This is a genomic window from Microvirga pudoricolor (assembly GCF_016892705.1).
Classification (GTDB): Bacteria; Pseudomonadota; Alphaproteobacteria; order Rhizobiales; family Beijerinckiaceae; genus Microvirga; species Microvirga pudoricolor.
This window is the reverse complement of sequence record NZ_JAFEMB010000004.1, coordinates 132,534-143,930: the sequence shown is the minus strand read 5'-3', so window position 1 is coordinate 143,930 and position 11,397 is coordinate 132,534. Positions and strand designations below refer to the sequence as shown.

The following is an 11,397-nucleotide window of genomic DNA, read 5'->3' as shown; positions in this document are numbered from 1 at the left end:
GGGGGCGGCGCCGGGCGAGGTTGAGCGCCGCGCCGCGCCCGCCTAATGTCCCGCCGAACCTTGCAACCCTTCCAACGACGGGACCCATTCATGTCCGCCGACCAATTGACCCTGACCCTGTCCTGCGCCAACCGCCCGGGGATCGTCGCGGCCGTTTCCACGCACCTGTTCCAGATTGGCTGCAACATCATCGAGGCCCAGCAATTCGACGACCTCGACAGCCATCGCTTCTTCATGCGCGTCGTCTTCAACTTCGTCGACGAGAGCGCGGGCGCGCAGACCGTGCGGGAGGGCTTCGCGCCCGTGGCGGCCACCTTCGGCATGGACTTCACCATCCGCGACCGGAGCGAGCGTCAGAAGGTTCTCATTCTCGTGTCCAAGTTCGACCATTGCCTGGCCGACCTGCTCTATCGCTGGCGCATCGGCGAGCTTCCCATGGAGATCGTCGGCATCGTGTCCAACCACGCGCGGGAGCATTTCGCCCACCATGACATGACGGGCCTGACATTCCATCACCTCAGGATCACCCGGGAGACCAAGATGGAGCAGGAGGCGGCGCTCTGGGGGCTCGTGCGAGAATCCGGTGCCGACCTCGTGGTTCTGGCGCGTTACATGCAAATCCTGTCGGATTCCCTCGCCGCGAAGCTCTCGGGCCGCTGCATCAACATCCATCACTCCTTCTTGCCGGGCTTCAAGGGCGCCAAGCCCTACCATCAAGCCCATGACCGCGGCGTGAAGCTCATCGGCGCCACGGCCCACTATGTCACGGCCGATCTCGACGAGGGACCGATCATCGAGCAGGACGTGGAGCGCATCTCCCACCACGACACGCCCGAGGATCTCGTGCGCAAGGGACGGGACATCGAGCGGCGCGTGCTGTCCCGCGCCATTGCCTGGCACCTCGACGGGCGCGTGATCCAGAATGGATCGAAGACCGTCGTGTTCCGGGACTGACGGGAGGAGGTCTGCCCTCGGCCGGAGGGCCAAAGAGACTTGCCGCCCCTGGCCCAAGCGTTATATCTCTAGAGATATAACGATTGTGGAGAATGCATGATGCCGACGCCTTCGCGTCTTGCCCTGTCGCTGATCGTCCTCCTCGGGCTGGCGCTTCCGCCCGGCGCGGCTTGGGCCAAGGACTTGGTCGTCTTTGCGGCCGCCAGCATGAAGAACGCCCTCGACGAAGCGTCGGCCGGCTACGCGAAGGCCACCGGGGAGGCAGCGCCGAAGATCTCGTACGCGGCCAGCAACACCCTCGCCAAGCAGATCGAGGCCGGGGCTCCGGCGGACCTGTTCGTGTCCGCCGACCTCGATTGGATGGACTATCTGGCCCAGCGCAACCTGATCAGGCCGGACACCCGCGTCAGCCTCCTCGGCAACAGCCTCGTGCTCGTCGCCCCCAAGGACGATGCGAAGCCCATCGCGGTCGGACCGGGCCTCGACCTTGCCTCCCGCCTGGGGGATGGCCGTCTCGCCATGGGCAATGTCGATGCGGTTCCGGCCGGCAAATATGGCAAGGCCGCCCTCGAAAAGCTCGGTGCCTGGCCTAGCGCGAGGGACAAGATCGCCCAGGCCGACAGTGTGCGGGCGGCGCTGCTCCTGGTCTCGCGCGGCGAGGCGCCCCTGGGGATCGTTTACCGGACCGATGCTGCGGCCGATCCCGGCGTCGCGGTGGTGGGAACCTTTCCGGCGGATAGCCACCCGCCCATCGTCTACCCGGTCGCCGTCACGAAGGAATCGTCCCATCCCGGCGCCGCCGCCTTCCTGGACTACCTGCGCTCGCCCGCGGCGAGGCCGATCTTCGAGAAGCAGGGATTCACGGTCCTGAACAGGCCGGCCTCCGGTTCATAGCCCGGATCAGGCAGGTCGAGTCAGGAGCGGGATCCGAGCAGTCCCGACAGGGCCGCGAGGTCTGCCGCGATGGCGCCCTCCGTCACCGTCTGCATGTGGCGGTAGCGGGCCAGCACCTCTATCCCGGTGGGGGTCAGGGTCGCCCCGCCCCCGGATCTTCCGCCCGCCGACGACACGACGAGCGGCTCCCGGAAATAGTGGTTGAGGGTATCGACCAGGGTCCAGGCACGTCTGTAGCTCATCCCCATGCGGCGGCCCGCAGCCGAGATCGAGCCGGTCTCGTGAATGTTCTGAAGGAGATCGGCCTTGCCGGGCCCCAGCATGGTCTCGGCATCGAAATAGACCCTCAGTCTCGCCTCGGGATAAGTGGTCACGGGTCGCTCCAGCCGCTGCGTCGGCCGGCAGAGTTAGCGGTTTCGTGCCTGGAAGGGCAAGCGGCCTGCGCCGACGACCGTCAAGCGCGCCTTCGAAGCGGTCAAATGTTCCGGCCCAGCCGCTGGACAGGTCGGTCGAACACCGCGATGGCATCGGCAGCCTCGGGCGGCAGCGACTGGCTCCACTGCTTGACCTCGGCCCGCAGGGCCCGGTGGCACTGCTTGGCCAACATGCCGGGGACGTCCAGCAGCCTGTCCTTCTCGGCGAACAGAAACAGGTCCCGGCTATAATGGTTCTGCGGCACCGCCAGCCACCGAACCTTGTCCCGTTCCGGCTTATGGTAACAGACGCTCAGCGGCGTCGTGATCGTCCAGCCATAGCCGCGTCCGATCAGGTCGAGGATCGGAGACGCCGAGAAGGCCTCGACCCGCCGAGGAGGATCGAGACCCATTTCCTCCAGGTAGGCCGTGACGAGGTTGTCGACGCGCTTCCCGCGCGTGATGCGCAACAGAGGCAAGCGTTCGCAGAGGGCCTGGACGGTGAGGAGGTCGTCGGGCAGGCCGGCAGGCGCCAGGATGACGAGCTTCTCGCGGCAGAGCGGCCACCGGTCGATGGTGTCGATCCCGGGAAACTCATCGCCGGAAATCAGGATGTCGAGCCTGCCCCGCAGGAGGTCCTCAGCGTAGTGCGGATTGTTGCCGGAATTCACCGAGAGCTCTCCTACGGCCTTGTCGAGGGACATGATGATCGATGGGATCAGGTAGCTGGCGGCACTTTCGAGCACATAGAGACGAAGTCGCGGGATGGCGCGCGCCTGATAGGGCCGCAGCGCCTCCATGGTCTCCTCGGCGCGCTCCAGCAGGGCCCGGGCACGGTCCCGCAGCTCGGCTCCCGCTGGCGTGACGCGTACGCCCTGCGGCCCTCGCTCCAGCAAGGGAACACCGATGTCGGCCTCCAGACGTTGCAGGGCCTGCGACACGGCAGCGGTCGAAACGCCCATCTGCTGGGCTGCGGCGGTCATGGATTGCGCATCGCAGACCGTGAGAAATTGCGACAGAAGGCGCAAGTCGGGCAGCTTGGAGAGATTTCTATCGTTCATGGCAAGAGGGAATGGCCGATCCGTCAGGGTTTGCGTGAACGCTCAAGCAATCCCCATGCCAGAAGCATCCCCGCCCTTGTCGAACGTCTCGCGTCAGGCCCTGGGATCTGACGGATGTTTAGTCAGTTCATGACGCGCCACGCGGCACGGGGGCTTAAGCGAACGCTTAACACGCCGGGACCGGGCAACGAGGCTCCCGAGGAGACGGGGCCGTGAAGCCGTGCGATCCCGGGCCACCTGGAGGTCCGCCGCATGTGCTTCTGCGAGACCTGGAATATCCATCCTGATCAAGGCCTTGTCGAATTCACGCGGGCCCGCCCCGTCAATGCCGAGGCCTTGTGGCCGACCCTGAACCGCCGGTTTGGCACGGTCCTTGCGACGATGGTTCCGTAGCCCGGCAGCGCTTAAGGGCCGGCCGAACGATCATCCAGGGGACAGGGACCATGTGGAATCATCAGCTGAGAGCTGCACTCGCCGGACTGGCCGTCGCAGCCTCGTTCTCGACCTCCGCTTCGGCGGAGAGCGTCCTGCGCGTCGCGATGACGGCGGGCGACGTGCCGATCACCATCGGGCATCCGGATCAAGGCTTCGAGGGATACCGCTTCGTCGGCTACAACCTCTATGATTCCTTGATTGCCTGGGACCTGTCCTCCGCCGACAAGCCCTCCGGCATCGTGCCGGGCCTCGCCACGTCCTGGGAAGTCGACCCGGCCAACAAGAACCGCTGGATCCTGAAGCTGCGCGAGGGCGTGCGCTGGCACGACGGCGCTCCGTTCACGGCCGACGACGTGGTGTGGAACTTCGAGCACCTGCTCGACTCGAAGGTGCCGCACTATCACGCCGCGCAGGCCGCCTCGGTCAAGGCCCGCATCATCTCGATCAAGAACGTCGAGAAGGTCGACGACATGACGATCGCCATCAATACCACGGACCCGACCGCCCTTTTGCCCTACCAGCTCGCCTACGTGCTCCTCGTCAGCCCGCACCGCTACAAGGAGGTGAAGGGCGACTGGGATGCTTTCGGCAAGAACCCGTCCGGTACCGGTCCCTATCTGTTCAGCAAGCTCGTACCCCGCGAGCGCATCGAGCTCGTGAAGAACACGAACTACTGGGACCCGAAGCGTATCCCCAAACACGACCGCCTCGTGGCGATGCCGATGCCGGAGGCCACGACGCGATCGGCGGCTCTCCTGTCGGGACAGGTCGACTGGATCGAGGCGCCGCTCCCGGACACCATTCCGCGTCTCGAGAAGGCCGGGATGAAGATCGTGTCGAACGCATACCCCCACATCTGGTCCTGGGAGCTCAGCTACCAGCCCGGCAACCCCTGGAGCGACGTTCGGGTCCGAAAAGCCGCAAACCTCGCCGTGGATCGCGCCGGCATGAAGGAGATGCTCGGCGGCCTCATGATCGAGTCCACAGGGAATGTGGAGCCGGATCATCCCTGGTACGGCAAGCCGGCTTTCCAGATCAAGACCGACAAGGAGGCTGCTCTCAAGCTGATGAAGGAAGCGGGCTACGGCCCCGGCAAGCCCGTGAAGGTCAAGATGGCGATCTCCACGGCGGGATCGGGCCAGATGCAACCACTCCCCATGAACGAGTTCGTGCAGGAGAACCTGCGCGACATCGGCATCAACGTCGAATTCGAGGTGATGGACTGGAACGCCCTGATCGAAACGCAGCGCAAGGGCGTGAAGGCTCCCGAAACCATGCAGGCGGGCATCAACGGCATTAATTTCAGCCGCAACACGCAGGAGCCGTTCGGCGCGATCTGCCGGTTCGCCCAGACCGATCAGGCTTCGCCCAAGGGTGCCAATTGGGGACACTACTCGAACCCGGAGATCGACGCCGTGTGCGCCAAAGCCGTCGTCGAGTTCGATCCCGAGAAGCAGGCCAGCCTGTTCGCAGAGGCGCACCAGAAGATGGTGGACGACGCCCTGATGATCTGGATCGCCCATGACGTGAACCCGCGCGCCATGAGCCCGAAGGTCAAAGGTTTCGTGCAGTCGAAGAACTGGTTCCAGGACCTGACTCCCGTCACCGTCGCGCCCTGACCCGCTTCCCTTGACCGGCGCTTCGCAGGAAGCGCCGGACGGATGGACCGCTCCCATGCTCTACTACATCCTCCGCCGAATCCTCTATGCGGTTCCGATCGCGCTCGGCGTCAGCATCGTCTGCTTCTCCCTCGTCTATCTCGCGCCCGGCGACCCGCTTCAAACTTTGCTGCCGGACGATACGCCGCCGGAGGCCGTGGCGGAGCTGAAGGCCAAGTACGGCTTCGACCGGCCGGTTCCGATGCAATACCTGTTCTGGCTCGGAAACGTGCTGACGGGCGACTTCGGAACCTCCATCGGCACGGGCCGGCCGGTGATCGAGGAGATCGGCCGGGCCCTGTCCAACACGCTCCTGCTGGGCGCCTGCGCGGTGGCCGTCGCCTTCACGCTGGCGATCATCATCGGAGGGGTCGGGGGCTACCTCCACGGCAAGGTCTCCGACAAGGTCGTCACGAGCATCGCGATCTTCGGCGTCAGCGTGCCGAACTACTGGCTTGGCATCATCCTGGTGATCGTCTTCGCGGTCGAGCTCAACCTTCTGCCTGCCGTCGGCATGGGCAAGTCCGGCTCGCAGGGCTTCGGCCTCGATCTTGAGAGCCTGAAATACCTCATCCTGCCCACGATCACCCTGGCCCTCGTGCCGCTTGGCATCATCGCCCGAACGGTCCGCGCCTCCGTGGCGGAGGTGCTGGGACATGAATTCGTCCAGACCCTGCGGGCGAAGGGCCTCAGCGAGCGCGGCGTTCTGCGCCATGTGGTCAAGAACGCGGCAGCGCCCGTTCTTGCCGTGATGGGCCTGCAGTTCGGCCACCTGATCGGCGGCTCCATCGTGGTCGAAACGGTCTTCAGCTGGCCGGGAACGGGCTTTCTCCTGAACAACGCGATCCTGCGCCGCGACGTGCCGATCCTCCAGGGCACGATCCTGGTTCTGGCGCTCATGTTCGTTCTCACCAACCTGCTGGTGGACCTCCTCCAGACGACACTCGATCCGCGCATCCGGCGGGCTTGAGGAAGGCGACGCACCATGACGGATTCAACCCTCCCCCTCGCGCGGATCGAGATCGAACGATCCGCTGCCGTCGAGCGCGGTTACTGGCGCAGCGTCCTGGGTCGGCTCAGGCACGACCCCACGACGCTGGTTTGCCTCGGCTTGCTCGCTCTCATCGTGCTGGCCGTGGTCTTCGCGCCACTGCTCGCCCCGCACGATCCCTATGCGACCGGCATAAGCCGCCGCCTGAAGCCAATCGGGACGGCCGGATACCCCTTGGGAACGGATGAGCTCGGACGCTGCATCCTGAGCCGCATCCTGTACGGCGGGCGCATTTCGCTCTTCATGGGCACGTTCCCGGTCGCGGTCGCCTTCGTGATCGGCGGCGCTCTGGGCATCGTCGCGGGCTTCTATGGCGGGCGGGTCAACATGGCGATCATGCGCGTCATGGACGTGTTCTATGCCTTCCCGTCGGTTCTGCTAGCCGTCGGCGTCTCGGGGGCCCTCGGCGGCGGCATGGTGAACGGCGTCGTTTCGCTCATCCTGATCTTCATTCCGCCGATCTGCCGCATCGCCGAAAGTTCAACCACGCAGGTGCGCAACCTCGACTTCGTGGAGGCCGCCCGGGCCAGCGGCGCCGGCGCATGGCCAATCCTGCGCACCCATGTGCTCGGCAATGTCCTGGCGCCGATCATGATCTATGCCAGCGGCCTCGTCAGCGTCTCCATCGTGATCGCCTCCGGGCTGAGCTTCCTGGGCCTCGGCGTGCGCCCGCCCGAGCCGGACTGGGGCCTCATGCTTAGCACCCTTCGGCCGGCCATCTACGTGCAGCCCTGGGTCGCCGCGATGCCGGGCGTCGCGATTTTCATCGTTTCCATGTGCTTCAATCTGGTCAGTGACGGGCTGAGAAGCGCCATGGACGTCAAAATGTAGGGCCCAGCCATGGCAATCACCTTCACTCCGGCGGCGACCCGCCACAGCGACCGCGGCGGCCCCGCTCAGCCCATGCTGATCGTGGAGAACCTGCGCAAGCATTTCGCCATCAAGGCCGACCGAATCGGACAGCCGGGCCAGACCGTGAAGGCGGTCGACGGCGTGTCCTTCGCCGTCGCCAAGGGGGAGACCCTCGGCATCGTCGGCGAGTCGGGCTGCGGAAAGTCGACCCTGGCGCGGCTCCTGATGCAGCTGATGGGCGCGGATGACGGCAGCATCGTCTTCGACGGCGACGCGGTGGGCGAAGCACGCGGCATCTCCGTCAAGGAGTTGCGGCGGCAGATGCAAATGGTGTTCCAGGACAGCTATTCGTCGATCAATCCCCGCCTGCCGATCCGCGATACCATCAGCTTCGCCCCGATCGTGCACGGGATGCCGAAGACCCAAGCGCGCGCCCTAGCGAACCAGCTGCTGGAGCGGGTCGGCCTCGACCCCCGTCAGTTCGGCGGGCGCTATCCGCATCAGCTGTCGGGAGGCCAGCGCCAGCGTGTCAACATCGCCCGTGCGCTGGCGCTGTCGCCGCGCCTCGTCGTGCTGGACGAAGCCGTATCGGCCCTCGACAAATCCGTGGAGGCGCAGGTCCTCAACCTTCTCTCGGATCTCAAGGATCAGCTCAACCTCACCTACATCTTCATTTCCCACGACCTCAACGTGGTGCAGTTCATCGCCGACCGGGTGCTGGTCATGTATCTCGGGCGCGTGATGGAGGTCGGGCCGGTCGAGGAGATCTACAAGCGTCCGCGCCACCCTTATACGCGCGCGCTCCTCGGGTCCCGCCTGTCCATGGATCCGGACGAGCGCATGGCGACGCCGCCACTCTCCGGCGATCCGCCGAACCCCGTCAACCCACCCTCCGGCTGCCGTTTCCGCACCCGCTGTCCCTTCGCCGAGGACGTTTGCGCCGGGACACTGCCGTCCCTCGCGGACGTGGGCGGCGGCCACCAGGCCGCCTGCCTCATGGCCGACCCGCGCTCCGGCCATAGCCGCGCCGGCGAATTCGTCGAGGAGTCACTCCCATGCTGACGCAGATCCCGACCCAGCTCTCGTCCATCGTCGACGTCGACGACCTGACGGTCGAATTTCATGGGCGCGAGGGCACCGTCAGGCCCGTCAACGGCGTCGCGTTCAGCCTGAAGGCAGGCGAGGTGCTCTGCATCCTTGGGGAATCCGGCTCCGGGAAAAGCGTGACACTCCGCGCCCTGATGCGCCTCCTGGCGCCGGATCGCACGCGCATCACCGGTCATGTCGAAGTCGCGGGCCACGACGTGCTCAAAGCGTCCGGCAGGTCGATGGCGGCCCTGCGCGGCTCGACCATCTCCATGATCTTCCAGGAGCCGATGACCGCCTTCGACCCGGTCTATACCATCGGCGACCAGATTGCCGAGATGGTCGCTCAGCACAAGGGCGTGTCCCGGCGCGCGGGCCGGACAAGAGCTCTCGAGATGCTGGAGCTCGTCCAGGTGCCGAGCGCCAAGCGGCGCCTCGACGCCTATCCGCACGAGCTCTCGGGTGGCCTGCGCCAGCGGGCGATGATCGCGCTCGCCCTATCCTGCTCTCCTCGCGTGCTTCTCGCCGATGAGCCCACGACCGCACTCGATGCCACGGTGCAGGCCCAGATCCTGCTTCTCCTCCGGTCCCTGCAGCAGGAACTCGGCATGGCCGTGATCTTCGTCACGCACGACCTCGGCGTCGCCGCGGAGGTCTCGGATCGAATCGCAGTCATGTATGCGGGACGTTTCGTCGAGACCGGCTCGGTGCGGGACGTCCTGCAGGATCCGGTTCATCCCTATACCCGCGGACTTCTATCCTCGACCGTTCATGGGCAGCCACGCGGCACGAGGCTGCAAACGATTCCGGGATCGCCGCCCGATCTGCGCATGCTTCCCCCGGGCTGCAGCTTCGAGCCTCGCTGCGGTGAGGCCATCGATCGGTGTCGGGCGGCCATCCCGCCCCCGTACACCCTCAAGTCGGGCCAGTGCGTCCGGTGCGTTCATGCCCCGCAAGACCTCGTCCCGGCCGAATGACCTTTTTGTGAGAGGAGACCAGAGATGCATACATTCGAGATGCCGAAACATGTGACCGACCGGGTGGTCGCCCGCCGCGGAACGGCTCACCCCTATGACAATATCGATCCGTCCAAGACGGCGCTGGTCGTCATCGATCTTCAAAACGGCTTCATGAAGCCGGGTGTGGCCCACGCGCTCTGCGACATGGCCCGCGAGATCGTGCCGAACGTCAACCGTCTGGCCGAGACCGTGCGCGCCACAGGCGGCACCGTCGTGTGGATCCGCAACACCTTCACGGACGAGACCCTCGAGAGCTGGTCGCACATGCACGAATGCCTCACGCTTCCCGAGCGCAAGCAGAAGCGCATCGAGGCCATGTCGGAAGGAACCGAAGGCCACGAGCTCTGGGCGGATCTCGTCACCGCGCCGGAAGATCTGACGATCAAGAAGTATCGCTACAGCGCCCTCATCCAGGGTTCGTCGGACCTGGAAGCCCAGTTGCGCGCCAGGGGTCTCGATACCGTCCTGATCACCGGTTGCGTCACCAACGTGTGCTGCGAGTCGACGGCCCGCGACGCCATGATGCTGAACTTCAAGACGCTCATGGTCAGCGACGCCAATGCAGCCTCGAACGACGAGGAGCATGCCGCGTCCCTCATCGCATTCTATCTCACCTTCGGGGACGTCATGACCACGGACGAAGTCTGCGAGCGTCTCGTTCGCAACGCTGCTCCGTCGGCCGTCGCTGCCGAGTAAGCATAAGACCAAGTAGATCGATGGAGCCCGGCCACCCCAACGGCGGCCGGGTTTTTTAGGGGGGCGGAATGGACGCGATCAGCCGGGCATCATATGGAGACATCCTGCGGCAGACGCCCATGTTGCCTTCCCTCCTCGTCATCGTGTGCCTCGTCATGGCCGGGATGGGGATGGTGGCGCCGGTGCTAAGCCTCTACGGACAATCCTTCTCCGTCGGCGCGACGGAGGCCGCCCTCGTCATCACGATGTTCGGCGTCGGGCGTTTCGCGGCCGATATCCCCGCAGGCCTCCTGACCGAGCGCTTCGGCCGCAAGCTCCTGCTGTGGGGCGGCCCGGCTCTGATCGCTGCGACGTCGGTGGGCGCGGCTCTCGCGGACGATTTCGTCGTGCTGCTGATCTGGCGCTTCCTGCAGGGGATCGGCTCGGGACTCTACATGACGGCTGCGGCCACGGCTCTGGCCGACCTGAGCTCGCCGACGACGCGAGGCCGCGTGATGGCGCTCTATCTCGGTGCCCTCCTGGCCGGCACCAGCATCGGGCCGGCTCTCGGCGGCATCGTGGCGGAGGCTTGGGGCATCACGGCTCCGTTCTGGTTCTGGGCCGCCAGCACGGCCCTTGCCTCGGCGTACGCGCTCCTGCGCTGCCGGGAGACACAAGCCAAGCCCGCAGGCCATCACGAGAGCCATTTCCAGATGATCTCGCAGGTCGTGACGAAGCGCAATTTCCTGCTCGTCGCCGGCGTGACCTTCAGCATCTTCTTCACCCGCACGGCGGCCAATTGGGGTATGATCCCCCTCCTGGGTCAGCAGCGCTTCGAGCTGGGCGTCAACAGCATCGGCATCGCCATCTCGCTCATCGGGTTCGGCACCCTGATCGTGATGCCGATCGCGGGCTGGATCTGCGATCATCACGGCCACAAGACGATCATTCTGATGTCGAGCCTCTTCACGGCCCTCGGGCTGGCCGTCATCGCGCTCAGCCCCTCCATCAATCTCTATTGGGCAGGCGTGCTGCTGATCGGCCTGGCCACCGGCCTCGGCGGACCGGCCTCGAACGCCTTCGCGGCCAATACGGCGCCGCCAGGCCAGTACGGCCCGACCATGGGGATCCTGCGCGCCGTGGGCGATGCCGGCTTCATCGTCGGTCCCATCGCCATCGGCAGCACCATCGACGCCGTCGGCATCGGGTTCGCGGACGGGCTCCTGATCAACGCCGCCCTGGTGCTCCTGGCGGGGCTGTCCTTCCGGCTGGGCATCCGCTCCATCCGCTAGCACGGCA

Annotated in this window: 11 protein-coding genes; 9 read left to right on the top strand and 2 right to left on the bottom strand. The window is 65.7% G+C overall.

Features of this window, described 5'->3' with window-relative positions:
* Window positions 1-90 precede the first annotated feature (90 nt).
* Together purU and modA are read left to right on the top strand one after the other, a co-directional pair.
* Window positions 91-954, top strand: a complete 864-nt coding sequence (gene purU, locus ILT42_RS14590) for a formyltetrahydrofolate deformylase (RefSeq protein WP_204216350.1) — start codon at window positions 91-93, stop codon at window positions 952-954.
* A 96-nt stretch (window positions 955-1,050) separates the two neighbouring features.
* The gene (gene modA / locus ILT42_RS14585) at window positions 1,051-1,848 is read left to right on the top strand and encodes a molybdate ABC transporter substrate-binding protein (RefSeq protein ID WP_204216349.1); all 798 of its coding nucleotides are present in this window, start codon (window positions 1,051-1,053) and stop codon (window positions 1,846-1,848) included.
* 20 nt (window positions 1,849-1,868) lie between these two features.
* On the opposite strand, the gene ILT42_RS14580 is transcribed toward modA, so the two are convergent.
* Window positions 1,869-2,222 carry a winged helix-turn-helix domain-containing protein gene (locus ILT42_RS14580; protein ID WP_204216348.1) on the bottom strand — a complete coding sequence of 118 codons (354 nt, stop codon included), beginning with the start codon at window positions 2,220-2,222 and terminating at the stop codon, window positions 1,869-1,871.
* Between the two features lie 101 nt (window positions 2,223-2,323).
* Entirely contained in the window at window positions 2,324-3,322 is a 999-nt protein-coding gene (locus ILT42_RS14575; protein WP_204216347.1) for a LysR family transcriptional regulator, read from the bottom strand.
* Between the two features lie 443 nt (window positions 3,323-3,765).
* On the opposite strand from ILT42_RS14575, the gene ILT42_RS14570 reads away from it, so the two are divergent.
* The 7 genes from ILT42_RS14570 (at window position 3,766) to ILT42_RS14540 (ending at window position 11,390) form a co-directional block, all read left to right on the top strand.
* Window positions 3,766-5,376: an ABC transporter substrate-binding protein gene (locus tag ILT42_RS14570; RefSeq protein ID WP_204216346.1), complete on the top strand. Its 1,611-nt coding sequence runs from the start codon at window positions 3,766-3,768 to the stop codon at window positions 5,374-5,376.
* A gap of 55 nt (window positions 5,377-5,431) precedes the next feature.
* The gene (locus ILT42_RS14565) at window positions 5,432-6,385 is read left to right on the top strand and encodes an ABC transporter permease (protein WP_204216626.1); all 954 of its coding nucleotides are present in this window, start codon (window positions 5,432-5,434) and stop codon (window positions 6,383-6,385) included.
* A gap of 15 nt (window positions 6,386-6,400) precedes the next feature.
* A complete protein-coding gene (locus tag ILT42_RS14560) occupies window positions 6,401-7,297 on the top strand; it encodes an ABC transporter permease (RefSeq protein WP_204216345.1) in 897 nt (298 codons plus the stop codon).
* Between the two features lie 9 nt (window positions 7,298-7,306).
* Window positions 7,307-8,380 carry an ABC transporter ATP-binding protein gene (locus tag ILT42_RS14555; RefSeq protein WP_204216344.1) on the top strand — a complete coding sequence of 358 codons (1,074 nt, stop codon included), beginning with the start codon at window positions 7,307-7,309 and terminating at the stop codon, window positions 8,378-8,380.
* Window positions 8,374-9,381, top strand: coding sequence for an ABC transporter ATP-binding protein (locus ILT42_RS14550; protein ID WP_204216343.1), 1,008 nt, complete (start codon window positions 8,374-8,376; stop codon window positions 9,379-9,381). Before ILT42_RS14555 ends, ILT42_RS14550 begins: the two co-directional genes overlap by 7 nt.
* A gap of 24 nt (window positions 9,382-9,405) precedes the next feature.
* Window positions 9,406-10,119 carry an isochorismatase family protein gene (locus tag ILT42_RS14545; RefSeq protein ID WP_204216342.1) on the top strand — a complete coding sequence of 238 codons (714 nt, stop codon included), beginning with the start codon at window positions 9,406-9,408 and terminating at the stop codon, window positions 10,117-10,119.
* Between the two features lie 119 nt (window positions 10,120-10,238).
* Window positions 10,239-11,390 (top strand): MFS transporter, encoded by a 1,152-nt coding sequence (locus ILT42_RS14540; protein WP_204216341.1) that lies wholly within the window; start codon window positions 10,239-10,241, stop codon window positions 11,388-11,390.
* Window positions 11,391-11,397 lie beyond the last annotated feature (7 nt).